The organism is Arthrobacter sp. AFG7.2, assembly GCF_002892835.1.
GTDB lineage: Bacteria > Actinomycetota > Actinomycetes > Actinomycetales > Micrococcaceae > Arthrobacter.
Window position 1 is genome coordinate 93,259 of sequence record NZ_PJMB01000008.1, and the last position, 23,837, is coordinate 117,095.

Below are 23,837 nucleotides of genomic sequence, written 5' to 3' on the forward strand. Positions count from 1 at the left end.
GCGCGTATGTCAAGCAGCAAGGTCCACCAGCCCGCCGCCGGCGGCTCCATGACGGACCCCGTCCGCTATCCGGTCAGCGCTTCCCCGCCCGTCCGTACAAAACGCGCTTTTGTCCTGATCCTCCTGACCCTCCTGGCTCCCGGCAGCGCCCAGATCGTCGCCGGAGACCGCAGACTCGGCCGCACCGCGCTGCGCGTAACGCTCTGCGCCTGGGCAGCAGCCGGGCTCACCCTGCTGCTGCTGCTCCTCAACCGGACCCTGCTGATCAACATCATCACCAACCCCTTTGCCTCGCTGATGATCGTGATCCTGCTGGCAGCCCTGGCCACAGGCTGGGCGTTGCTGTTCCTCAACACCCTGCGGCTCATCCGCCCCGTGCTGCTGGCGCCCTCGGCACGGCCCGGAGTCGCGGTGGCGCTGGTGCTGGCGATGGTCCTGGGCAGCGGTTCCCTTGGCTATGCTGCCTACCTGCTGAATGTGGGAAGGAACGCGATCGGCAACATCTTCTCCTCCGGCCCCACCATCGACCCCGTGGACGGCCGCTACAACTTCCTGATGATGGGCGGAGACGCCGGCGACGACCGCACGGGCCGGCGCCCGGACAGCCTCTCTGTCCTCAGCATCGACGCCAAGTCCGGGCAGACAGCCATCATCTCCGTGCCCCGCAACCTCCAGAACGCCCAGTTCAGCGAGGGCTCCCCCATGCGGGCCATCTATCCCGACGGTTACGACTGCGGGGACGAGTGCCTGATCAACGCCATCAACACCGAGGTCACCAACGAGTACGCGGACCTTTATCCCGGCGTTGCCGATCCCGGTGCGCAGGCCACACTCGAAGCAGTCTCCGGGACCCTGGGACTCACCGTGCAGGCATACGTCCTGGTGGACATGGACGGCTTTTCCCGGCTCATCGACGCCATGGGCGGCATCAGGATCAAAGCCGGCGGATGGGTTCCCATGAGCGGCTACTTCGACGAGTTCAGCCAAACCCACGGGATGCCCATCGGGTGGATACCGGCCGGAGAGCAGACCCTCGACGGCAACCAGGCGCTCTGGTATGGAAGATCGCGGGAGTATGTGGACGACTATGCCCGCATCCAGCGCCAGCAGTGCGTGCAACAGGCCATGCTGAGGCAGCTGGACCCCGCCACGCTGCTGGCCAAGTTCGAGGACATCGCCGATGCGGGAACCAAAGTGGTGGACTCCAACATCTCCTCCTCGCAGCTGGGAAGCTTCGTGGATCTGGCCATCAAGGCAAAAGGCCTGGACATCAAAAGGCTCACCATCGGGCCGCCGGACTTTGACGCCTCGTTCTCCACGGTTCCAAACTTCGACGAGATCCACGACCGTGTGGACCAGTTGCTGGCGTCCGCTTCCTCTGCCCAGGCCTCAGGCGTCCAGGACGACGTCATGGTGGATGCCGGCGCTGCCCCGGGAAGCAGCGCCCCGGGGCACATTCAGGCGGCTGCGGCCCGCCCCCTCGCCGCAGCCCCGCTGGCAGGCGCCGTGCCGGCGCAGCAGTCGCCTGCGCCGTCGGACTTTACGCCTGTCACCACCACGCCGGACGGCGAACCCATCACCGAAGAGATGCTGACGCAGCTCAAACTCGAGGGAAACGAGCAGGCCATCCGGGAACTGGTGGCCACCAACGGCCAGTGCGCGCCGTTATAGCCGCGCACTTCATCTGACAGACCTAGGGAACGGAACGGCTTTGTACGAGATTGAGAACGTCCTTCGCGACTACGCCTGGGGTTCGACGACGGCCATCGCGGCCCTGCTGGGACGGCAGGAGTCCGGCAGGCCGGAAGCGGAGCTGTGGATCGGTGCCCACCCCGACTCGCCGTCGGTGGCACGCGTCCCGGAGGACGGTTCCGCCGCTCCCCTGGACTCCTTGATCTCACGCGATCCGGAGCATTTCCTCGGTGCTGATTCCGTGGCGCGTTTCGGCCCCCGGCTGCCCTTCCTGGCCAAGGTCCTCGCCGCAGCACAGCCCCTGTCCCTGCAGGTCCACCCGAGCCTGGAGCAGGCAAAGGCCGGGTTTGCACGGGAGAATGCTGAAGGTGTCGCTCCCGATGCGCCACACCGGAACTACCGGGACGACAACCACAAACCCGAGATGATCCTTGCCCTGACCCCGTTTGAGGCGCTGTGCGGGTTCCGTCCGGTACCTGAAACACGAAAGATCCTGGCGCGTGTTGCCGCGGCTTTCGATTCCGGGAACGGTGAAGCGCCGGCCCTGATCGGGGCACTGCTGGAAGACTTGAGCGCCGGTAATGAGCGGGACGGCCTTCGGAGCGCCTTCGAGCGCCTGATAACGGGCGGCCAGGCCGTTGCCGACGACACGGCAATCATCGTGGCGGCGCTCCTCTCAGAAGCCTCCTTTGCTCCTTATGAGGCCGAGATCAACACGGTCATCAGCCTTAACGAGAAGTACCCCGGCGATCCCGGCGTCCTGATCTCCCTGCTGCTGAACCGCGTGTCTTTGGCACCGGGTGAAGCGGTGTACCTTCCGGCCGGGAATGTCCACGCGTACCTGCACGGCCTGGGCGTGGAGGTGATGGCATCCTCGGACAACGTGCTGCGCGGCGGGCTTACCCCGAAGTTCGTGGATGTTCCTGAACTCCTGCGCACCGTTGATTTCGAGCCCGTGGCCGTGCCGAGGCTCGAGGCCGAACGGACCGTCATGGACCAGGAGCTTTTCCGCCCGCCGTTCGAGGAATTCCAGCTCCAGCGCATTGAACTCACGCCGGATGCGGGACCTGTCCCGCTGGCGCAATCCGGCGCGGCCGTGATCGTCGTTATGGCCGGTGACATCTACCTTGATTCACCCAAGGGCGATCTGCAGCTCTCGCGCGGCGGCAGCGCCTTCCTGGCTGCCGCCGAGGCGCCGGTCAACGTTCACCCGGTGGCCGGGAGCACGGAACCCGCGCTGGCCTTCGCTGTCACCACCGGCCTTTAGCCGGCCGCGCCCGCGGCCCCTCAGGCAGCGACAAAAAGGGCGACGGCGGCACCCGGGCGGGTGCCGCCGTCGCCCTCTGCTTGGCGCGGGCTAACTGCCCGGGCGTACCCTCTGGATCAGTGGCCGGACTCTCCCGGCAGCAACCTTGAGGACACGGCGTGCCGTTTGGAGTCCGCGGCGCGCCAGGGGCATGGCCTGCGCGTACGCAGGGTACAGCGGGGAGAGCGGCTTTTCCCAGGTCCCGAGAAGCATGTTCTCGTGTTTGGCGAACTGCTTCTTGAAATCGGAAATTCCGTCATTGAGCAGGCCGTTGAAGTCATACCGGCGGCAGCCATCCTCGCGCATGGACTGCAGTGCCGCCCACTTCACGCCGTAGTTGACGCGCTGTTTCTGCCCCTCGGCAGACACGCCGCCGTAGAGTTCGAAAGCGGTGGAACCACTCCTGGCGAGCCAGACGAACGCCAGCAGCTGCTCGCCGTCGAACGCCCCGATGACGGGTGAGCCGTCCCCCATGTTCCGGAAGATGTCCCGGTAGTACTGGTCCTCGTGGATTCCGAACCCGGCCCGTTCCGCCGTCTCGTGGTAAATCGCCAGCACCTGCTCAAGTTCGGCGTCGTTCTTCACCTTGCGGAACTCAACGTCACTGCGCATGGCCTTGCGGATGTTGGCCCTGGTGGACTTGGACATGTCCGCCATGAGCTCGTCATCGGACTTCGTGAGGTCAAGGATCAGTGTGCGCGGTATCAGCACGGTATTGGCGGACGGACGGAACCCTGCAGAAGCCACGGCGCCTGCATAGACGGAGTCCTGGTCCCAGTCCGGTTCAATGCTCAGCGCAACTCCCCGGTGACGGACGGCAGCATGCTCCGCCAGGCGGTTGAGGACGGCCTGTGCATGCTCCGGCTCACACATCGGGCCGCGGGGAATGTAGACCAGGGCACGGAAGGGAAGCGGCAGGCGCCTGACCAGCAATTGGGCGCAGCCAATGGTGGTGCCGCCGTCATTGACCAGTACGCGGTCAACGGACCAGCCATGCATGGCTTTGGTCTCACCCCACCCCCACAACTGCTGCGGATGTCCCTGGAACCGGTCGACGTGGTCGTCCCAGAGGGCGCGGTCAGTACAGGGCACAACAGCAGGAATCATGGCTTCAACCCTATACCAAGGGCTTAAACGCCAGATCCCCGGAGCGCAGGGCAGTCCGGGGATCTGGCGTTCGGCGGGGCCGGAAATCAGCTCTTGCGGGCGTAGCCTTCCCACTTGCTGGCCTGGTGCTCGCCGTCCACGAAACGGATGGTGCCGGACTTGGAACGCATCACGATGGACTGGGTGAGGACCTTGTCCTTGGAGTACCGCACGCCCTTAAGCAGGTCACCGTCGGTGATGCCGGTGGCGGCGAAGTAGCAGTTGTCGCTCGAGACGAGGTCGTTGGTGGAGAGGACACGCTCCAGGTCGTGGCCGGCGTCGATGGCCTTCTGCTTCTCCTCGTCGCTGGTGGGCCAGAGACGCCCCTGGATCACACCGCCGAGGGATTTGATGGCGCAGGCCGCCACGATGCCTTCGGGTGTGCCGCCGATGCCCATCAGCGCGTCGACGCCGGTGCCGGAGCGGGCAGCGGCGATTGCACCGGCGACGTCGCCGTCCATGATGAATTTGGTGCGTGCGCCTGCCTCGCGGATTTCCTCCACCAGGGGCTTGTGGCGGTCGCGGTCCAGGATCATCACGTTGAGCTGGTTGACCTTGACGCCCTTGGCCTTGGCGATGAGGTGCAGGTTCTGCTTAACCGGGAGGCGGAGGTCAACCATGTCCGCGGCTTCGGGGCCGGTGACCAGCTTCTCCATGTAGAACACGGCGGAGGGGTCGAACATGGAACCGCGTTCGGCCACTGCCAGGACGGCGAGCGCGTTGTTGATGCCCAGTGCCGTCAGCCGGGTGCCGTCGATGGGGTCAACGGCCACATCGCATTCGGGGCCGGTACCGTCGCCGACGCGTTCGCCGTTGAACAGCATGGGGGCTTCGTCTTTTTCACCCTCGCCGATGACCACGACGCCGTTGAAGTGGACGGTCTGCAGGAAGGAGCGCATGGCGTCGACAGCGGCGCCGTCTGCCGTGTTCTTGTCGCCGAAGCCAACCCAGTGTCCGCCGGCGATGGCTGCCGCCTCGGTCACGCGGACAAGCTCGAGGGCGAGGTTGCGGTCCGGCTCATCGTTGCCAACCGCGAGGGACGGGGAGATCGTGGAGTACTTCTGGGTCATGGACGCTGGTGACACGTGAACCTCTTCTTCGAGTGGCGATCATTGAACCCGCCCGCCGGAACAGCTGAGCGGTGATTCCTCTGGTATTGATCATAGTCGCGGCGCCACTCCGGGGGCGGCGGATGACGCCATACCGCAATGTGCCGGGAGTCCGTGCCCTTCAGCAGTGGGCTTTAAATGGAACTTGCCTGCCGGCATGGGCGACTATAGAGGTGTGAATGACATGCAGGAAAAGACCAGCCCCAGCCCAGAGCCGTCCGAATCCGGAGGGAGCAGCGGATCGGGCCCTGCGGCAGGAGACGCGCCGGTAAAGCCTGTCATTCCGGCCGCTGCAGCGAAGCGCGCTAACGCCTCAGTCATCGGGATGATCATCGCCCTGGTGGTGAGCATCGCCGCCTTCCTGCCCATTATCCTCATGAATCCGCTGCCCAAGAGTGACGGCTACCGTCCGAACATCGACGTCGAAGCCGTTTCCCGGAACGCCACGGATGTGGCGGGATTCACACCGGTGGCGCCGGATACCGGCGGTGCATTCCGCCCCAACTACGCCAGGTGGGAATCCGGCTCCGGCAGCGGTGTGCCCACATGGGAAGTGGGCTACCTGACGCCCAGGGAGTCCTTCATAGGCCTGGTCCAGACCCGGGAAGCCAATCCCACGTGGCTTCTCCAGCAGACCAGGAATGCCCCCGTCACCGGTTCCCGCAACGCCGGCGGCCAGGAGTGGGAGCTGCGGGACACCGGCAAGGGCGAAAAGTCCATGGTCCTGGCCTACCGCGGGACCACCGTCATTTTGTCCGGTGAAGCCCAACTGGAGGAATTCTCGGCCCTTGCTGACGCCGTCGTTAAATCACTGGAAAGCAACCCGGCTGTCACAGTTTCACCCTCTCCCGCTGCCGCCCCGTAAGGTAGGCGCGTGACTACCTACCTGACTCCCGCACTCGCCTGGCGCCGGCTCCGCGAGGGCAACGAACGTTTTGTCAACGGTGAGACCTCGCACCCCAACCAGGATGCGTCCCGGCGGTCCTCCCTGGTGGAAAACCAGCATCCTTTCGCGGTCATCTTCGGCTGCTCGGACTCCCGGCTCGCAGCAGAGATAATTTTCGACGTCGGGCTGGGTGACGTCTTTGTTGTCAGGACGGCAGGGCAGGTTATCGACGACGCCGTCCTGGGCTCGCTCGAATACAGTATCGGGGTGCTGGGTGTGCCCCTGATCGTGATCCTTGGCCATGACAGCTGCGGTGCCGTGAGTGCCACAAAGTCTGCCGTCGAAACCGGGCAAATGCCGGCAGGTTTCATCAGGGACCTTGTGGAGAGAATCACGCCCTCCGTCCTGACATCCCTGCGTAATGACCAGACCGACGTCAATGACATGGTGGTGGAACACGTCAAACAGACGTCCGAACGGCTCGTGGACAGCTCCCGTGTGATTTCAGACGCAATCGGCTCAGGAAAGGCTGCCGTGATCGGCCTTTCCTACAGCCTCGCCGAGGGCCGCGCCAACCTCGTTTCCGGAATCGGCAAGCTCTAGGAGCTCCCCCGCAACAACCCCGGCCGGCAGCGTGTAGCAAGGAGTTCACGGTTTTCGATGCGGCGCCTGTGCGTCCTAAGCTAGCCCCATGACTTCCACTGAAGAGTTCCGCATTGAACATGACACGATGGGCGAAGTCCGCGTCCCCGTGAACGCACTGTACCGCGCGCAGACGCAGCGGGCAGTGGAGAACTTCCCGATTTCCGGCAAGACCCTGGAACGTGCGCACATCGAAGCACTGGCCCGGGTCAAGAAGGCTGCCGCCCAGGCCAACGCTGAACTGGGTGTGCTCGACGGCGAGCTGGCCAAAGCAATCGCAGAAGCCGCGGATGAGGTTGCCACCGGTAAGTACGACGGCGACTTCCCCATCGACGTTTTCCAGACCGGCTCCGGCACGTCCTCGAACATGAACACCAACGAGGTCATCGCCGAGCTCGCCACCCGCTCCCTCAAGGCAGCCGGCAGCGACAAGGTGGTCCACCCGAACGACCATGTCAACGCCTCGCAGTCCTCCAACGACGTCTTCCCCACGTCCGTGCACGTCGCAGCGACGTCCGCCCTGATCAACGACCTCATTCCTGTCCTCGGATACCTGGCCGAGTCCCTGGAGCGCAAGGAGGTGGAGTTCAAGGACGTCGTCAAGTCCGGCCGCACCCACCTCATGGATGCCACGCCCGTGACGCTGGGCCAGGAATTCGGCGGCTACGCAGCCCAGGTCAGGTTTGGCATTGAGCGCATCAACGCCTCCCTCCCCCGCGTCGCCGAGGTTCCCCTGGGCGGGACCGCCGTTGGAACCGGCATCAACACCCCGGCAGGATTCCCGGAGCGGGTTATCGAACTGCTGGCCACGGACACCGGGCTGCCCCTGACGGAGGCCCGCAACCACTTTGAGGCGCAGGCCAACCGCGACGGCCTCATCGAGGCGTCCAGCCAGCTGCGCAACATCGCCATCTCGTTCATGAAGATCAACAACGACCTCCGCTGGATGGGCTCGGGCCCCAACACCGGCCTCGGCGAGATCGCCATTCCGGACCTGCAGCCGGGTTCCTCGATCATGCCCGGCAAGGTCAACCCGGTCATCTGCGAGGCGTCCATCATGGTGGCCGCACAGGTCATCGGCAACGACACAGCCATCGCCTGGTCCGGAACCAACGGCGCCTTCGAGCTGAACGTCGGCATCCCCGTGATGGCCGCCAACCTGCTCGAATCCATCCGCCTGCTGGCCAACACCAGTCGGGTCATGGCTGACAAGATGATCGACGGCATCACCGCCAACGTGGAGCGTGCCCGCTTCCTGGCCGAAGCATCGCCGTCCATCGTCACCCCGCTGAATAAGCACATCGGCTACGAGAACGCGGCCAAGATCGCCAAGAAGGCAGTTGCCGAGGGCCTGACCATCCGCGAGACGGTAGTAGCCATGGGCTTCCTGGAACGCGGCGAGCTCACGGAGGAGCAGCTGGACACGGCCCTGGACGTGATGTCCATGACACGTCCTCCGCACAAGGCGTAAGTCGCCACAGCTTTTCCGACGGCGGCCGCCCACCTTCCCTGCGAAGGTGGGCGGCCGCCGTCGTTCCGCACCCCACCCTCCTGAAGTTGCACTATAGCCGCCCTGAGTGCAAAACTTTACTCTGTGGATGAAAGTGCAAGTTTAGAAGGCGGCCTCCGTGAGCGGAAGCGGGCCGCAACCCGTTCTGCCATTACGGCCGCCGCACGGGTCCTGACCGCCGAACACGGCCTCAATGGCTACACCATTGAAGAAGTCTGCGAACGGGCCGCCATCTCCCGGCGAACGTTTTTCAACTACTTCCCCACCAAGGAAGATGCGATCATCGGCCACGCAGACGATGACATTCCCGCGGACGTCATCGAGGAATTCGTCGCCGGCGGGGCATCCTCCCGTCCAGGAAACATCTCCCCCACACTGTTCAGGGACCTGGTGCGACTCTCCCTGCGGCTTTCCGATGACATGGCCGGCGCCGAGGAGGAAACCCGGCAACTCATCGGCGTGGTCAAGAAGGAACCGCAGCTGATCCTTCGGATTATTGGTATCACGGAGCAGCGGGAGGCGCAGTTCGCACGCGACGTCGCACGGCGCGAAGGCGTCCCGCCCGACCATCCTGTGGTGCAAATGGCCGTTGTCCTCCTCAGCACCATCGCCCGGAAGAGCAGCATGGCTTATTTCTCCGACGGCAACACCCGCGCCTACCAGGACCTGCTGATGGAAAACATTTCCGCCGCAAGCCTCCTCTTCTCCCAGCCATTCGATCAGCCGGAACCCACACCCGCAGAAGGACAACCATGAGTACTACCGTCAGGAACAGGGCAACACCAGCGGGTCCCCTGCTGCTCACCCAAAAACGCATCTGGATCATCTTCTCCGCGCTCATCGCCGGCATGCTGCTCTCCAGCCTTGACCAGACCATCGTTTCCACCGCCATGCCCACCATCGTGGGCAAACTCGGCGGGGTGGAGCACCAGGCGTGGATCACCACGGCGTACCTGCTCGCCACCACCATCGTGATGCCCATTTACGGCAAATTTGGGGATGTGCTGGGGCGGCGCAACCTGTTCCTGATAGCCATCGCCTTGTTCACGCTGGCCTCCGTGGGCTGCGCCCTTGCCACAGATTTCTGGGGTTTCGTCATTTTCCGGGCCATCCAGGGCCTCGGCGGGGGCGGACTCATGATCCTCTCGCAGGCCATCATCGCCGACATCGTCCCTGCCAAGGACCGTGGCAAGTACATGGGCCCGCTGGGCGCCGTCTTCGGCCTGTCCGCCGTAGCCGGTCCCCTGCTGGGCGGTTTCTTCGTGGACCACCTGACCTGGGAGTGGGCCTTCTACATCAACATTCCCATCGGCATCGCAGCCTTCGCCATCGCCTGGTTCACCCTGACGCTGCCGAACAAGAAGGCTGACAAGCGCATCGACATCCTTGGTGTCATACTGCTGTCTGCCGCCACCACCTGCCTTATCTTCTTCACCGACTTCGGCGGCAAGAAGGACGAGGGCTGGGATTCGCCCCTCACGTGGGCCTTCGGCGCCGGCATGGTCCTCTCGGCTGCCGCCTTCGTTCTGGTGGAGCGACGGGCCGAGGATCCCATCATCCCGCTGAGCCTGTTCCGCAACCGGATCTTCGTTAACGCCACGGCCATCGGTTTCACCCTTGGACTGGGCATGTTCTCCGCGATCGCTTTCGTCCCCACATTCCTGCAGATGTCCTCCGGAACCAACGCGGCCGAATCCGGCCTGCTGATGCTCCCGATGATGGCGGGCCTGATGGGAACCTCCATCTACTCGGGTGTCCGGATATCAAAGACCGGCAAGTACAGGATGTATCCCATCCTTGGTGCGGCCTTCACCATGGCGGCCATGCTCTGGATGACCACACTCGCCGCCAGCACCCCCATTTGGACCATCTGCGTCCAGCTGTTCATCTTCGGGGCAGGCCTGGGCCTGATCATGCAGGTAGTGGTCCTCGTGGTGCAGAACTCCGTCCCCGCGGACCAGCTCGGCACGGCCACCAGCACCAACAACTACTTCCGGGAGGTGGGCGCGGCCATGGGGGTTGCAGTCTTCGGCGCTATCTTCACCAACCGCCTCTCGGAGTCCCTCACCGTCGCCTTCACCGGCGCGGGCGCGTCAGCCGACCAGGCGGCCCAGTCCACCAGCACCTTGGACCCGCAGGCGCTGAGTCAGCTTCCGGAGCAGCTGCGTGACGCGATCGTCAACGCCTACGCCGAGTCGCTCGCCCCTGTCTTCTGGTACCTGATCCCGTTCATCGCGGTTGCCTTGATCCTGGCCGTCACGCTGAAGCAGATTCCGCTCTCGGACACTGCCGGGATGGTGGCACGCGGCGAAGCTGTGGGTGGTGAGGAGGCTGAGCGCCTCGCCGCCGGCCTGCCTGCGTCAACGACGGAGGCCGCAGGGCTGCGGGGCAATGCCAAGGACGACGACGGCGAGCTGGTTTCCCAGCGACACTGACCGCCGTCGTGCCCCCCCCCGGCCCGCATACCGCAGGCCGGGGTCAAAGCCGGCAGGAGCGCCGCATTCTTGGGTGTTGCGGCGCTCCTGCTGTGTTTCTTTCTTCAATCCGGCAGCGACCGTCAGGGCTCGAAATGGGCGGCTTCGGCGGGAGCCAGTGCCCGATGGATGCTTGTGAGGTGCCCGGCCATAAGTTCGGGCAGCTCTTCGAGGCCGAACCAGCCAACGGCCAAGGACTCGTCGTCGTTCACCCTGGCAGTCCCCGAGACGTAGCGGCAGAGGAACACGACGTCCAGGAACTCGCAGACGTCGCCGTTGGGATAGGTGAACGGACCCACAGCCCCAACAGACACCACCCGCTCAGGTTCAGCCACTACTGCCGTTTCCTCAAAAATCTCCCGCACCAGCCCACGCGCGGGCTGCTCTCCCGGCTCGAGCATTCCGCTGACCAGAGCCCATTGTTTGTTGTCGGCCCGCTGGGCGAGCAGGACCCGCCCTGCGGCGTCGACCACCACGCCGCGCACCCCTGGAACCCAGAGGGGGTCGTTGCCGATTTTCTTGCGGAGCTTCAGGACGTAGTCAGGCGCAGGCATTCAGCCAGCCTACCCAAGTGCTGGTGGGCTGTGCCTGCCTGCCCGGCCGATCCGCTTGCCGCGCCTGCGCGCGCCTGCCTGCGCCGCCCCGGCTGGCCAGCCGCGCCGATCAGGCCGGAAGCAGCATCGCGGCGGCGGCGCCGGCCAGCATAAATGGCCCGAAAGGGATAGACGATTTCAGGGTTCCCCTGCGCGCAGCCAGGAGGGCGATGGACCACAGGCCGCCCAGGAGGAAAGCCAGGAAAGTGCCGGCGAAGAGGTGCCCCCAGCTGAGGTAGCCGAGGTACATGCCCAGGACCCCGGCAAGTTTCACATCCCCAAATCCCATGCCCGGCGGATACGCGAACCGAAGGAGGAAGTAGAAGACCCACAGGATCGCCCCTCCGGCCACAACCTGGACCACGGGCTGGAATGTGAAGCCGGCGTACGCAACAGCAACACCCTGGTCCGCACCGGCCATCGCTGCTGCCACGAGGAGCAGGACACCGGCCACAGCGTAGGACGGAAACACGATTCTGTTGGGCAGGAGGTGGTGCCGGACGTCGATCACGGTAAGCCGAACGGCCATGACAGCGAAGTAGGCGCAGGCAGCAAGTACCAGCCAGAAAGCCGGCGGTTCGTGCTGCCAGAGTTCGCCCAGTCGTTGGATCACCCCTCGGATGCTACTGGATTCCGGCTCCACCGCAGTACCGCCCGCGCGTAAACTGTGGATATGGCGACGTGGGATGCGCGGCACCGGCCGGATCCGGGCAGTGGTGTTGCCCCCACCGACCTCGCGGCCCTGTTCCGCAACCTGTGCCGGTCCTCCCCCTGGAAGTGGCAGGCCTTGCGCTTCGAATACTGGGACGAGCCGTTCGAGGAGGCGCCAAGTCCTGCCGCTCCCCTGGTCCGGGCGTGGCTTCGCAGGCCGGGCGCACTGCGGCTGGAAAGCCCGGAGGGACTGGTCCTCCACAGCACCACCGGCATCAACGATTCCAGGGGCGGCTTGTACACAAGTTCGACGCGGAAGTCCTGGCTCCTGCCGCCCAACCTGGTAACGCCTGTCTACGACGACCATGGGCTGGTGCGGCGCCGCCCTGAAGCAGCCTACGGCGAGCCGGGGTTCGGCAACGGGCGTTTCTCTGCAGCGCTGGATCCGGTGGAATTGGCAGGCAATGCCCCCGCGCCTTTGGAGTTCCCTGGCAGCAACCCCGTGGTGGTGCAGGATGTCCGCCAGGTTGAGCATGAGGGCCGGCCCGCACTTGAAGCCGTGGTGACCCCTACCCCCGCCTACCATCCCCTGGATCCTGCTGCTCCCCTGTGCGTGCCCGGCCGGTCCCGGATCCGCGTGGACCTGGGAACAGGTGTATGCGTGTCCAGCTGCTCGCGCGAGCCTGAATCGGACCGGTACGGCCATTGGCTGCGAATCATCGCCGTGGATGAGTACATGCTGGACGACCTGTTCCTGGCCGAATCCATGAACCTCACCGACGTCCGCCGCCACATCAGCTGGGATGTTCCGGCCTGATGTGACAACCAGGAGCCCGGGTCCATCGGCTAGGCTTCGCGGATGACATCACTGAACACCGTCTGGCCGCTCTTCGGCCTCACGCTGGCCACGCCCCGGCTGGAGCTCCGCCCCGTGCTGGACCAGGAAATCCCAGCGGCAGCAGCTGCAGCCCGCACTGGCATCCACGAGCCCGGAAGGAATCCGTTCAGCACGCCCTGGACTGAACTTCCGGCCGAAGACCTCGGCCCCAACATGGCCCGCTGGCACTGGCGTTGCCGGGCTGAGTGTACGCCCGAGTCGTGGACGCTTCTGCTGGGCATCTGGCACGACGGTGAATTCGTTGGCTGCCAGGATGTGGGCGCCAAAGATTTTGCAGCGCTCAAAACCGTCACCACAGGGTCCTGGCTCAAGCAGTCCGTGCAGGGCCGCGGCCTCGGCAAGGAGATGCGTGCCGCCGTCGCCCTTTACGCATTCGACTGGCTCGGTGCAGAAGTCGCCGAATCCGAAGCGGCAGAATGGAACGACGCCTCCCTGGGCGTCTCCCGTTCACTGGGTTATGAACTGAACGGCATCACCCGCAAGGCATGGGGCACCAAGGTCGAAGCGGTCCAGCACGTCCGCCTCACCCCGCAAACCTTCAAACGTCCCGACTGGACCCTCCAGGTTGAGGGCCACGACGCAGCGGCAAAGTTCCTGGATATCAGCAACTGACGGGACGCCCCCGCTTAGCCCTCTAGAAGTTCCGTCACCAGGGCTGCGATGGGCGAACGTTCGGAGCGGGTCAGGGTGATGTGGCCGAAGAGCGGGTGTCCTTTCAGGGTTTCGACGACGGCGGCAATTCCGTCGTGGCGTCCGACGCGGAGGTTGTCGCGCTGGGCGACGTCGTGGGTCAGGACGATTTTCGAGTTCTGGCCAATTCGGCTCATGACGGTCAGCAGGACGTTCTTTTCGAGTGACTGGGCTTCGTCAACGATCACGAAGGCGTCGTGGAGGGAGCGTCCGCGGATATGGGTGAGGGGCATGACCTCGAGCATGCCGCGGTCCATGACCTCCTCCACCACTTCCTGGCTGACCAGGGCGCCGAGGGTGTCGAAGACTGCCTGTGCCCAGGGGTTCATCTTTTCGGACTCGGAACCCGGGAGGTAGCCGAGCTCCTGCCCGCCCACGGCGTAGAGGGGCCGGAACACGATGACCTTGCGGTGCTCGCGCCGCTCCAGGACAGCTTCCAGGCCGGCGCAGAGTGCCAGGGCCGATTTGCCGGTTCCCGCCCGGCCGCCGATGGACACGATGCCGACGGCGGGATCCATCAGCATGTCGATGGCCAGCCGCTGCTCCGCGGACCGTCCGTGCAAACCGAACACGTCCCGGTCGCCCTTGACGAGCCGGACCTGCTTGTCCGGACCCACCCGGCCGAGGGCTGAACCGCGGTTGGACAGCAGGACAAGCCCGGTATTGACCGGCAGCTCAGCGGCAGCAGGAATGAAGACCGGCTCGTGCCCGTAAAGGGTGGAGATCTCCTGCTCACCGGCTTCAACTTCCGCCACTCCGGTCCAGCCGGAGTCCTTCACCAGTTCGTTGCGGTACTCGTCGGCGGTGAGGCCCATGGCCGAAGCCTTGACCCGCATGGGCAGGTCCTTGGAGACCACGGTGACATTCCGGCCCTCGTTGGCCAGGTTCTTTGCGACGGCGAGGATCCGGCTGTCGTTGTCCCCACTGCGGAAACCCAGCGGCAGCACCTCGGAGGAGATGTGGTTGAGCTCAACCATCAGGGAGCCGCCGTCGTCGCCGATGGGAATGGGTTCGTTGAGTCCGCCGTGTTTGACCCGGAGGTCGTCAAGGAGCCGCAGGGCCTTCCGGGCGAAGTAGCCGAGTTCAGGATCGTGCCGTTTGGCTTCCAGTTCCGTAATCACCACTATCGGAACGATGACCTCGTGTTCCGCAAAGCGCAGGAGGGCACGGGGATCGGACAGCAGGACGGAGGTGTCGATGACGAAGGTGTTGATGGTGGCTTCCCTTCCGGAGACAGCAAAACCGGCCGCAGCGTCTGCCGCTGAACCGGTTTGTGAGGTGGCTCGCGTGGCGCGAGAGGTAGCTTTCTGTCCCTGGCCAATCAGGACCTCGGGCAGTTGTTCAGAAGTAGCCACATCGACTCCAGCCCCGGGCGCAACCCGGATTTGTTAGTGGTGAGGCGGCTCGGCCACGAGGCCGGGTCCGGCCTCCCATACAACCGGCGCGATGTTCCGCTCCATGTACTGGCCTCCCCGATCAGCCGGCGGTTTTGCCAGCTAATGGATATAACGTAAATCCACTCCTGGTAATTTCCGCAACCATCAGACGGCGATTCCTGTTGCAGTGATGTGAACTTGTGATGAACCGGAGCCGTCAGGTGCCGAAGCGGCGCTGCCTCCCGGCGTAATCGCGGAGGGCGCGCAGGAAGTCCACCTTGCGGAAGGCGGGCCACAGTGCCTCGCAGAAGTAGAACTCGCTGTAGGCGCTCTGCCACATCAGGAAGCCTGAGAGCCGCTGCTCTCCTGACGTCCGGATCACCAGGTCCGGGTCGGGTTGCCCGCGGGTGTACAGGAAGCGGGAGATGTCGTCCACGCAGAGCTCGTCCGCGAGGTGTGAAATGTCCGTTCCCCTGGCCACGGCATCGTGCAGGAGTTCCCGGACTGCATCCACGATCTCGCGCCGGCCGCCGTAGCCCACGGCCACATTGACGTGGATCTTCTCCCGGACAGGAGTGCGCGCCGTCAACTTGTTGAGCCGTTCCGCGAGGTAGTCAGGAAGAAGCTCAGGGGCTCCCATGGCGTGAACTGAGATGTTGGCGTCCTCGTCCAGCCGGTCCAGGGTGTTGGCAATGATCCCCATGAGGAGGTCCAGTTCCTCGCTGGACCTGTTCATATTGTCCGTGGACAACATGTACAGGGTGACTACCTTGACCCCCAGCTCCTGGCACCAGCCAAGGAACTCGTGGATCTTATCGGCGCCCGCCTGGTGTCCCTGGCTGGTGGGGGCGTTGAACTGCTTCGCCCAGCGGCGGTTCCCGTCCACCATCACACCGATGTGGCGGGGAATGCGGTCGCTGGCAAGGTCCTTGAGCAGTCTGCGCTCGTAGAAGCCGTAGAGGAACCCGGGCAACTCCACGCGTTCACTCACCTGACTTCCTTGCTGGACGTTCTTGCACATCCTAGGCTACCGCCAAGACCGCCGGGGGCTGTTGCGATGACACCGGGTAGCCGGCCGCAGATACCTACTCACAAGTAACTTACCAATCCGTAAGTTATTCTGGAGGCATGAACAGCGACACCCCGGAAGGTCCCCGGACGCCGCAGCCCAAGGACAGCACCGGCGCGGAAAGCGGCCCGGCAACGAACGCGATGGACGACGCCGCCGTCCGGCTGGCCGAGCTGCTGATGATCAAGCCCAAATGGCGGGGCTGGATCCACACCGTCACCGCGCCGCTTGCCCTCGCGGCCGGGATCATCCTGGTGGTCCTCGCCCCGACCACAGACCGTAAAGTCACGTCCGCCATCTACGCGGCCACCGGCGTCCTGCTGTTTGGGGTCAGCGCCATCTACCACCGGGGCAACTGGTCACCCCGGGTAAAGATCATCCTCAAGCGGCTGGACCACACCAATATCATGCTGGTGATTGCGGGCAGCTACACACCACTTGCCTGGACCCTTCTCGAGCGGCCCCAGGCAACCCTGTTGCTGTGGGTCATCTGGTCCGGCGCCATCCTCGGAGTACTGTTCCGGCTGCTGTGGACGGACGCCCCGCGCTGGCTCTACGTGCCCATCTACATTGCCCTGGGCTGCGGCGCACTCTTCTACCTGCCGCAGTTTTTCCAGGCCAGCATTCCTGCCGCGGTCCTGATCTGCGTGGGAGGCGTCCTGTACATCACCGGCGCGGTTTTCTACGCGCTCAAGAAGCCGAACTTCAGCTACCACCACTTTGGCTTCCACGAACTGTTCCATGCCTTGACTGTGGTGGCCTTCGCCGCGCACTACACCGCCATAGCCACAGCCGTCCTCAGCTGATGCGGGCAGCCCCTTTCCTGGCGACGGGCCGGGGTCCGGACCAGCAAGGCCGCTGGATCAGTACCGCTGGTCACCCTGCCCGGGGTCAGCGGCGCCGTCGGCCGTACCCTGGCCCTGTCCGTGGGCAGGCGCGCCCGGGGCCGCATCCGCAGCCTCCGCCGCGTCAACATCCGCCGCGGCAGCTGCCGCGATGCGGTCCTCCTCCACCTGTGCCCGGTACCGCACCCGCCGGATACGCCGCACCATGTCCACGATCAGCAGCGCGGTGGCAACCACGAAGAACGCCGTCATGATGAAGCCCAGCAGGCCAGGTGTTACCTGATCCTCCGATATCCCTTCACGCAGCGTGGGCGTGGGCAGGGGCGTCGGAGTTGTGGCCAGGCTGAGGAGCAGATGATGCACGGTTATAACCTTCTGTGGAGCGGGTGGCAGGGGCCGCGGACGGGGCCAGGGGAGCCTGGCCCTATCTTCTACGCGACATAGAAATTGCCGGCTGCTTCTATCTTAGCCCTGCGAACAGGTCCCGCTCCGGGAGCTCGGAGGGGACCCGGGAGTGGATGAGGGAGTAGTCTTCCCACGGCCAGACCCGGCGCTGCATCTCAGGGGAGACGGCGAAGAAGAACCCCAGGGGGTCCACCTGGGTCCGGTGGGCGCGGAGCGCGTCGTCGCGCACTTCGAAGAAGTCCCCGCAGTCCACCTGGGTTGTGGTGGGGTGCGTGGCGGGAGGCGGAGTGTGCCCCTCGGCGTCCGCTTCAAGCCAGGCTGCAAGCCGCTCGGCGTAGGGGGACTGAAGGCCGGCTTCCTCGAGGGCAAAATGCAGCGCGCGGAAGCGCTCCGGGCTAAAGGCCCTGTCGTAGTAAAGCTTGCTGGGTTCCCAAGGCTCCCCCGCATCGGGATAACGCGACCCGTCGCCGGCGGATTCGAAGGCTTCCACGGCCACGCGGTGCGCCATGATGTGGTCCGGATGGGGGTAGCCGCCGTTTTCGTCATAGCTGAGGATGACGTGCGGCTTGAACGACCTCACCAGCTGGACCAGGGGCGCCGCAGCGCGGTGCAGCGGCAACGTGGCGAAGGAACCGTTGGGCAGGGGAGGAAGCGGGTCCCCCTCCGGAAGGCCCGAGTCCACGAAGCCCAGCCACCGCTGGCGGACGCCCAGGATGGCGGCGGCCCGGTCCATCTCCAGTCGCCTGGCCCCGGCCATGTCCCGCTTGGGATGCGGTTCGCCCTCAACGGCGGGATTCTGGATGTCTCCCCTGGAGCCGTCCGTGCAGGTGGCCACCAGGACGTCAACGCCCGCGGCGGCGTACTTCGCCATTGTCGCAGCGCCCTTGCTGGACTCGTCGTCCGGGTGGGCGTGGACTGCCAGCAGCCGTAGCGGTGCCGGGTGTGTGCTGGGCGCTGTCATCGAAGGACGGCTCCTTATTCTTTTTCTGCTGCCTGTGGCCGCTGAACGGATCGCTTGGGCGGGGCGGGCGCGTACCAGGGGCTGCTAACAAGCCGCCGCCGAAAAGGGCACTAAACTGTTCAGGTGACTTCCCCGGACCAGCCGGCCCAACCCGCGCCCGCAGACACTAGCCTAGCCAATCGTTATGGCGCTCAAAAGCGCAGGCTTACGCCAGGAGCCAAACGCATCATTGGCGGTGCTGCCCTGGCCGCAGGAATCGGATTCCTGGCTTGGGTTTCCACGTCCCAGTCCCTGTCCGACGTGTCGTTCAAGGACGTGGGATACAGCACCACTGACGCCACGCTGGCCGAGGTGGACTTCCAGGTCACCCGCGAGCCGGGAACAGCAGTCAAGTGTGCCGTCAAGGCGCTCGATTCCAAGTTCGCGGTGGTGGGATGGAAGGTTGTGGACATTCCCCCGGCAGAGGCAGACGGAACAGCCGACGGCGGCCGCACAGTTGCGCAGCGGGTGGCGGTGCGCACCGAATCACTGTCCGTCTCCGGCGTGGTGGACAGCTGTTGGGCTGACGACGCCTAAGACGAAGCAGGGGCGGAGCATGTGATGTGCGCCCCTTCCTTGTTGGGTTAACTCCAAGGGATTGACTACAATGGAGCAATACCTTTACCCCGCTGAGCTGGTTACTGTTCCACAAGTGGCCACCGTGGCGGGGTCTTTTGCATGTAGGACCACCAGAGGAGAAGTCCGTGTCTACCACCAACAGCGCAGCTGCAGCCTGGCTCACCCAGGAAGCTTTTGACCGCCTGAAGGCAGAGCTGGACCACCTTTCCGGCGCTGGCCGGGCAGAGATCGTCCAGAAGATTGAAGCAGCCCGGCAAGAGGGGGACCTCAAGGAGAACGGCGGCTACCACGCAGCCAAGGAAGAGCAGGGCAAGATTGAAGCCCGCATCCGCCAGCTGACTGCACTGCTCCGTGACGCCCACGTAGGCGAGGCTCCGGCAGACGACGGAATCGTGGAGCCCGGCATGCTCGTCGTGGCCAGGATCGCCGGCGATGAAGAGACATTCCTGCTCGGTTCCCGTGAAATTGCCGGTGACTCAGACCTGGATGTCTTCAGCGAGAAGTCGCCCCTGGGCGCGGCCATTCTTGGGCACAAGGAGGGCGACACCCTGAGCTATGTGGCTCCCAACGGCAAGGACATCACGGTGGAGATCCTCTCCGCCAAGCCGTACGCAGCCTAGCCCCAGAGACAAAAACGCCGGCCGCCCCGAAAGGGGCGGCCGGCGTTTTCCGTTAAGCGCCCGGTACCCGCAGCGCCGGACCGGTGACCGGGCGGTGCCGGAGCAGCATGGCTGCCACCACTCCCCCGGCCGCACCGCCCAGATGGGCCTGCCAGGAGATGTAGCCTGCCCCGATGGGCAGGACACCCAGCAGGATGCTCCCGTACCCCATGAACAGGACAACAGCCAGGAGAATCTGGCGCCAGCTCCGGTTGAGGAATCCCCGGACCAGAAGAAAGGAAAACAGCCCGAAAACCAGGCCCGAGGCACCTACTGTGACGCCGCCGTCGCCAATCAGCCAGACCGTGAGGCCGGAACCCAGCCAGCTGAAGGCCAGTGCTGTCAGGAATACCCTCACCCCTGAGAGGAACACCAGGAAGCCGAAGATGATCAGCGGCAGGCTGTTGGACAGCAAATGGTTCAGGTTCGCGTGCAGGAGCGGGAAGGTGAAGATGTCCAGCAGCCCGTCTGCGCTTCTGGGCCGGAGCCCGAACGTGGCGTTGAGGGAACGCAGCATCACCATGTTGAACAGTTCGATGACAAAGAGCAGGACCACAAAGGTGCCCAGCACCAGCAGGCCGCCCTTCGCACGGGCAGCCACGGTGCGGCGCTGCCCGAAGCTGCCCTTTCCCGTCAGTCCCGCCATCGGGGCGTCCTAATGCACCACGATGGGCTGGAAGCCCTCGGCCCGCAGGGCGCTGAGTACCTGCTCGCCGTGCTCGTGGCCTTTAGTTTCCAGGTTCACGGTGATGGACACATCGCCCATGCTGATGGAGCCGCCCACGCGGGTGTGGTCCAGGCCGGTGACATTGGCATCGTTTTCCGCGATGATCCTGGCGATGGTGGCCAGCGAGCCGGGGCGGTCATCGAGCATCATGCGGACCGTCATGTAGCGCCCAGCAGCGGAGAGGCCCCGCTGGATGACCTTGAGCATGAGCATGGGGTCGATGTTGCCGCCGGAAAGGACCACCACCGTGGTTCCCGGATTTTCGATCTTGCCGTCCATCAGTGCTGCCACACCCACAGCGCCGGCCGGTTCCACCACCATCTTGGCCCGCTCCAGCAGGAAGATCAGCGCACGGGCCAATGAGTCCTCACTGACGGTGACCACGTCATCCACCAGCTCGCGGATGATGCTGAACGGGAGCTGCCCGGGGCGGCCGACGGCGATGCCGTCCGCCATGGTGGACACCTTCTTGAGGGGCACCAGCGCGTCAGCCGCGAGGGAAGGAGGGTATGCGGCAGCGTTCTCGGCCTGGACCCCGATGATGCGGATGTTCCGCCCAAGCTCCTTAGCCCGTGCCTTGATGGCGACGGCGACCCCCGCCAGGAGTCCCCCGCCGCCAACACCCATCAAAATGGTGTCAACGGTGGGGACCTGTTCCAGGATTTCAAGGCCCAGGGTCCCTTGGCCCGCCACGACATCTACGTTGTCAAAGGGGTGGACAAAGACGGTTCCGGTCTCGTTGCTGTACCGCTGGGCCTCGGCGAGCGCCTCATCGACATTGTGGCCGTGAAGGATGACCTCGGCACCATGGCTGCGGGTGGCAGCCAGCTTGGGAAGCGCGACCCCCAGCGGCATGTAGATCCGGGCTTTGATGCCCAGGCTCTTGGCGGCCACGGCTACGCCCTGGGCGTGGTTGCCTGCAGAGGCTGCCACCACCCCGCGCTTTTTCTCCTCCGGGGAGAGCCTCGCCATGCGCACGTAGGCACCCCGGACCTTGAAGGATCCTGCCCGCTGGAGGTTTTCGCACTTGAAGTAGACATCCCCGCCCACCATCCTCCCGAGGGCACGGGACGACTCCACCGGGGTACGCGCAATAATCCCGTCGAGCAGCTTCTGCGCCTCCAGGACATCGTCCAGCGTGACCGGAAGGGTTTCAAGGATGTTCACGGACTATTCTCCTCTGGATTCGGCCCCCGCGCCCGGTTCCACGGAGGGAGGGGCAGCAGGATGTTCTGCGTTTGTGCCGGCGGCGGCGCCCTTGCCGCGTTTGAGTGCTGCCGGCGGCGGAGCGTCCTGGATGGTGTTGTCCGATCCGGCGCCCGCCGTCATGGGCGCTCCGGCGAATGCCGGCACTTGTTCATGTTCCCACGTTCTGGCGGCGATGTAGCGAATGGCCGAGTTTGCGACGGCGAGGATGGGCACCGAGAACAGGGCGCCCGGGATACCGGCGAGGTAGGATCCCGCCGCCACGGACAGGATCACCGCCACCGGGTGCAGGGCCACGGCCTTGCCCATGATCAAGGGTTGCAGGATGTGGCTCTCCAGCTGCTGGACGAGCAGCACGATGCCCAGCATGATCAAGGCGTTGATGGGTCCGTTGGCCACCAGCGCGAGCAGAACGGCGATAGCGCCGGTCACGAGGGCTCCGACAATCGGAATGAACGAACCGATGAACACGAGCACGCTCAGTGGCAGCGCCAGCGGTACGCCAATGATGGCGGCTCCCGCGCCGATGCCCACCGCGTCCACAAAGGCCACGAACATCTGGATGCGGGCGTAGCTGACCATGGATGTCCAGCCCTTGCGCCCGGCGCCGAACGCCGCGGCCCGTGCCTTCCTGGGGAGCAGCCGGACCAGGAAGACCCAGATGCGGTCGCCCTCCAGCAGGAAGAAGATGAGGATAAACAGCGCAAGGATCAGCCCGGCGGCAAAGTGTCCGGCTGTGCTGCCGAAGGACAGTGCCCCGCTGACAATGCTGCTGGTGTTGTTCTGGAGGGCAGTGGTGGCGTCCTGCAGGTACTGGTCCATCTGGGCCGCGGTCAGGTGGAGCGGCCCGTCGGACAGCCAGCCCTGGATCTGCTTGACTCCTGCGAGGGCCTCCGACCAGAGTTCCCCGAATCCTGAAACCAGTTGGCGCCCAACCAGGGCCAGTGATCCGCCGATCAGGCCGATAAAGCCCACAACGGTCACGGCAACGGCGGCTCCGGGCGGCAGCCTGTGGCCTTTGAGCCACCGCACCACCGGACTGAGGAGTCCGGCCAGCAGGGCAGCCACCATCACCGGGATGATGAGGAAGCTGATGCGGCTCAGCAGCCAAACCAGCGCTCCGCCCACCAGGAGGATGAGTCCCACCCGCCAGGCCCAGGATGCTGCTATCCGCACACCGTAGGGTATGTCGCGGTCCAGTTCACGGTCAGCGAGGACCCGTAAGGGCTGGCTGGAGGCCGGCAGTTGCTGGGCCGGAGTAGGGCGGGAGGTAGCGGCATCCTCTGCTGGCGTCATAGGTTCATCCTTCACCAGCGGACGCCTATTCGGAAACCGCTACCCCCGGGGCCCGGGGCTGTAGTCAATGCCCCAATCAACACTGAAGGATTTCCCCGGGACCAGCCAGTGCAGGCCGTCGCCTGAGTTGAAGGCGTTGGCCGGACCTGTCATGGGTTCAACGGCAACGGCCCGGACGCGCCCCGGGTACTGGGTGCTGACAAAGACGTGGACATACCGGCAGGCCTCGTCCTGCCACAGGCTTACCTGCCTCCCGTCCGGCGCTGAAAGCGTATGCCGCGCCCTGCCCTCCTCGTACGTCAGGTCCGTCAGGGCGACGTCAACGGTGATCCCGGCAATGTTCTGGCCTGACCGGAAGTCAGTATCCCCGTGCACCGGCGCGGAGCTGCGGGGAATCAGACGGTCATCAGCCACCAACCGGGTATCGGCAGCTACCGTCAGGACGAGTTCCTCAATGGGCGCGTCGCCGAGCCTGAGGTAAGGGTGGGCGCCCAGGACGAAGGGCGCCGGCTCTTTCCCGTCGTTCAGCAGGGTCTGGCGCACCGCAAGCCCAAGGTCATCGGTGAGCTGGTACTGCACCCGGTGCCGGAGCAGGAAAGGGTAGCCATGCTGCGGAAAGATGGTGGCCTCAAGGGTGACAGAGTGCTCCGACTCGTCCACCAGGGAATAGGCGGCGTTTCGGAGCAGTCCGTGGCTGGCGTTGTTCCTGGCGACCTCGGTGATATCCAGTTGCTGCTTTTTTCCGTTGAGGAACCATGTTCCGTTCTCGACCCGGTTGGCCCAGGGCGCGAGTGTTATGCCGGCAGCACCCGGTGCAATTTCATCATCGCCGTAGGTCTCCGTCAGGAGCATCCCTCCCCTGGTGAAGGAGCGCAGGCCTGCGGCAAGCTCTGTTACCACGGCCAGGGCGTCGCCCCGGCGGAGCTCATACTGCCTGCCTGTGGCATAACCCTGAAGGGTGGACCCGGCTGGGGATTCCTGGGCTGAACTGGAAGTCATGAGCTTTACCGTACCCCGGTCCTGCTCCCCGGGCACCAGTAAGCGGTGTGCGGTTTTGTTGTTAACTATTCTTTTTTGA

At 64.8% G+C, this 23,837-nt stretch carries 24 protein-coding genes; 12 read left to right on the forward strand and 12 right to left on the reverse strand.

Annotated elements, in window-relative coordinates:
- The first annotated feature begins 6 nt into the window (after nt 1–6).
- A complete protein-coding gene (locus tag CXX84_RS14385) occupies nt 7–1,671 on the forward strand; it encodes an LCP family protein (RefSeq protein WP_102977405.1) in 1,665 nt (554 codons plus the stop codon).
- A gap of 40 nt (nt 1,672–1,711) precedes the next feature.
- Nucleotides 1,712–2,959 carry a mannose-6-phosphate isomerase, class I gene (gene manA, locus CXX84_RS14390; RefSeq protein WP_102977406.1) on the forward strand — a complete coding sequence of 416 codons (1,248 nt, stop codon included), beginning with the start codon at nt 1,712–1,714 and terminating at the stop codon, nt 2,957–2,959.
- A 90-nt stretch (nt 2,960–3,049) separates the two neighbouring features.
- On the opposite strand, the gene CXX84_RS14395 is transcribed toward manA, so the two are convergent.
- On the reverse strand, nt 3,050–4,105 hold the full coding sequence (locus CXX84_RS14395; RefSeq protein ID WP_102977407.1) for a lipid II:glycine glycyltransferase FemX: 1,056 nt from the start codon (nt 4,103–4,105) through the stop codon (nt 3,050–3,052).
- A gap of 86 nt (nt 4,106–4,191) precedes the next feature.
- Nucleotides 4,192–5,214 (reverse strand): class II fructose-bisphosphatase, encoded by a 1,023-nt coding sequence (glpX, locus tag CXX84_RS14400; protein ID WP_189337610.1) that lies wholly within the window; start codon nt 5,212–5,214, stop codon nt 4,192–4,194.
- A gap of 223 nt (nt 5,215–5,437) precedes the next feature.
- Between glpX and CXX84_RS14405 the strand changes: the two genes are divergently transcribed.
- The 5 genes from CXX84_RS14405 (at nt 5,438) to CXX84_RS14425 (ending at nt 10,726) form a co-directional block, all read left to right on the forward strand.
- On the forward strand, nt 5,438–6,118 hold the full coding sequence (locus CXX84_RS14405; RefSeq protein WP_102977483.1) for a DUF4245 domain-containing protein: 681 nt from the start codon (nt 5,438–5,440) through the stop codon (nt 6,116–6,118).
- A gap of 9 nt (nt 6,119–6,127) precedes the next feature.
- Nucleotides 6,128–6,742 (forward strand): carbonic anhydrase, encoded by a 615-nt coding sequence (locus CXX84_RS14410; protein ID WP_102977409.1) that lies wholly within the window; start codon nt 6,128–6,130, stop codon nt 6,740–6,742.
- Between the two features lie 88 nt (nt 6,743–6,830).
- Entirely contained in the window at nt 6,831–8,252 is a 1,422-nt protein-coding gene (locus CXX84_RS14415; RefSeq protein ID WP_102977410.1) for a class II fumarate hydratase, read from the forward strand.
- 123 nt (nt 8,253–8,375) lie between these two features.
- On the forward strand, nt 8,376–9,047 hold the full coding sequence (locus CXX84_RS14420; RefSeq protein ID WP_102977411.1) for a TetR/AcrR family transcriptional regulator: 672 nt from the start codon (nt 8,376–8,378) through the stop codon (nt 9,045–9,047).
- Nucleotides 9,044–10,726 carry an MDR family MFS transporter gene (locus CXX84_RS14425; protein ID WP_102977412.1) on the forward strand — a complete coding sequence of 561 codons (1,683 nt, stop codon included), beginning with the start codon at nt 9,044–9,046 and terminating at the stop codon, nt 10,724–10,726. The genes CXX84_RS14420 and CXX84_RS14425 overlap by 4 nt, the downstream gene beginning before the upstream one ends.
- 122 nt (nt 10,727–10,848) lie before the next feature.
- On the opposite strand, the gene CXX84_RS14430 is transcribed toward CXX84_RS14425, so the two are convergent.
- Together CXX84_RS14430 and CXX84_RS14435 are read right to left on the reverse strand one after the other, a co-directional pair.
- Nucleotides 10,849–11,319 (reverse strand): NUDIX hydrolase, encoded by a 471-nt coding sequence (locus CXX84_RS14430; protein ID WP_102977413.1) that lies wholly within the window; start codon nt 11,317–11,319, stop codon nt 10,849–10,851.
- Nucleotides 11,320–11,428: 109 nt separating this feature from the next.
- Nucleotides 11,429–11,971 carry a prepilin peptidase gene (locus CXX84_RS14435; protein ID WP_102977414.1) on the reverse strand — a complete coding sequence of 181 codons (543 nt, stop codon included), beginning with the start codon at nt 11,969–11,971 and terminating at the stop codon, nt 11,429–11,431.
- A gap of 60 nt (nt 11,972–12,031) precedes the next feature.
- On the opposite strand from CXX84_RS14435, the gene CXX84_RS14440 reads away from it, so the two are divergent.
- The gene (locus tag CXX84_RS14440; RefSeq protein ID WP_102977415.1) at nt 12,032–12,826 is read left to right on the forward strand and encodes a hypothetical protein; all 795 of its coding nucleotides are present in this window, start codon (nt 12,032–12,034) and stop codon (nt 12,824–12,826) included.
- Nucleotides 12,827–12,868: 42 nt separating this feature from the next.
- Nucleotides 12,869–13,519 carry a GNAT family N-acetyltransferase gene (locus CXX84_RS14445; protein WP_102977416.1) on the forward strand — a complete coding sequence of 217 codons (651 nt, stop codon included), beginning with the start codon at nt 12,869–12,871 and terminating at the stop codon, nt 13,517–13,519.
- A gap of 14 nt (nt 13,520–13,533) precedes the next feature.
- Here the strand turns inward: CXX84_RS14445 and CXX84_RS14450 are convergent, their stop codons facing one another.
- Together CXX84_RS14450 and CXX84_RS14455 are read right to left on the reverse strand one after the other, a co-directional pair.
- A complete protein-coding gene (locus CXX84_RS14450) occupies nt 13,534–14,952 on the reverse strand; it encodes a PhoH family protein (RefSeq protein WP_102977417.1) in 1,419 nt (472 codons plus the stop codon).
- 238 nt (nt 14,953–15,190) lie between these two features.
- Entirely contained in the window at nt 15,191–15,952 is a 762-nt protein-coding gene (locus CXX84_RS14455) for an isoprenyl transferase (RefSeq protein ID WP_102977484.1), read from the reverse strand.
- Between the two features lie 149 nt (nt 15,953–16,101).
- Here CXX84_RS14455 and trhA point away from each other — a divergent pair, with 149 nt between their 5' ends.
- The gene (trhA, locus tag CXX84_RS14460) at nt 16,102–16,848 is read left to right on the forward strand and encodes a PAQR family membrane homeostasis protein TrhA (protein ID WP_411266216.1); all 747 of its coding nucleotides are present in this window, start codon (nt 16,102–16,104) and stop codon (nt 16,846–16,848) included.
- A 57-nt stretch (nt 16,849–16,905) separates the two neighbouring features.
- Here the strand turns inward: trhA and CXX84_RS14465 are convergent, their stop codons facing one another.
- Nucleotides 16,906–17,250, reverse strand: a complete 345-nt coding sequence (locus tag CXX84_RS14465; RefSeq protein ID WP_102977418.1) for a hypothetical protein — start codon at nt 17,248–17,250, stop codon at nt 16,906–16,908.
- 97 nt (nt 17,251–17,347) lie between these two features.
- A complete protein-coding gene (gene mca, locus CXX84_RS14470) occupies nt 17,348–18,253 on the reverse strand; it encodes a mycothiol conjugate amidase Mca (RefSeq protein WP_102977419.1) in 906 nt (301 codons plus the stop codon).
- A 123-nt stretch (nt 18,254–18,376) separates the two neighbouring features.
- Between mca and CXX84_RS14475 the strand changes: the two genes are divergently transcribed.
- Entirely contained in the window at nt 18,377–18,829 is a 453-nt protein-coding gene (locus CXX84_RS14475; protein ID WP_102977420.1) for a DUF4307 domain-containing protein, read from the forward strand.
- A 167-nt stretch (nt 18,830–18,996) separates the two neighbouring features.
- The gene (gene greA, locus CXX84_RS14480) at nt 18,997–19,491 is read left to right on the forward strand and encodes a transcription elongation factor GreA (protein WP_102977421.1); all 495 of its coding nucleotides are present in this window, start codon (nt 18,997–18,999) and stop codon (nt 19,489–19,491) included.
- A 52-nt stretch (nt 19,492–19,543) separates the two neighbouring features.
- Here greA and CXX84_RS14485 read toward each other — a convergent pair whose 3' ends face one another.
- From CXX84_RS14485 to CXX84_RS14500, 4 genes are read right to left on the reverse strand one after another with little or no spacing between them, the layout of a single operon-like run.
- Nucleotides 19,544–20,176, reverse strand: a complete 633-nt coding sequence (locus tag CXX84_RS14485; RefSeq protein WP_102977422.1) for a rhomboid family intramembrane serine protease — start codon at nt 20,174–20,176, stop codon at nt 19,544–19,546.
- 9 nt (nt 20,177–20,185) lie between these two features.
- Nucleotides 20,186–21,424 (reverse strand): threonine ammonia-lyase, encoded by a 1,239-nt coding sequence (gene ilvA / locus CXX84_RS14490; protein WP_102977423.1) that lies wholly within the window; start codon nt 21,422–21,424, stop codon nt 20,186–20,188.
- Between the two features lie 3 nt (nt 21,425–21,427).
- Nucleotides 21,428–22,759 carry an AI-2E family transporter gene (locus CXX84_RS14495; protein ID WP_189337607.1) on the reverse strand — a complete coding sequence of 444 codons (1,332 nt, stop codon included), beginning with the start codon at nt 22,757–22,759 and terminating at the stop codon, nt 21,428–21,430.
- 39 nt (nt 22,760–22,798) lie between these two features.
- Entirely contained in the window at nt 22,799–23,758 is a 960-nt protein-coding gene (locus CXX84_RS14500) for an aldose 1-epimerase family protein (RefSeq protein WP_102977424.1), read from the reverse strand.
- Between the last annotated feature and the right edge of the window lie 79 nt (nt 23,759–23,837).